The organism is Photobacterium sp. R1, assembly GCF_054600795.1.
In genome coordinates, this window is the sequence record NZ_BAAHZP010000793.1 from 1 (window position 1) to 250 (window position 250).

The following is a 250-nucleotide window of genomic DNA, read 5'->3' on the forward strand; positions in this document are numbered from 1 at the left end:
GGCGAAAGCGACGATAAACGCTCTGCCGGGGGCGGCTGTGAACATAGTGGTCAGCCATTGGCTGGGGTTTCTGATTTTCCGTCCTAAAGCGCCGGAGCAGCGGATTATCCACCTTGATGATGACACCTCCCGGCGTGGCATGCGGATTTGCCAGTGGCTTGGCGTCTTCCTCGGTCTGATTGTTTTATTAACGGCTTTCAAAACCGACTACCCGTTTTCAGCAGCCAGCTCGGCATTTTTTACTCTGCCG

The 250-nt window shown here is 54.8% G+C and carries 1 protein-coding gene; it reads left to right on the forward strand.

Going from position 1 to position 250, the window contains the following annotated elements; translation table 11 throughout:
- The coding region (locus ACYP03_RS27250) for a hypothetical protein (protein ID WP_459782838.1) at positions 1-250 on the forward strand (250 nt) is incomplete at both ends.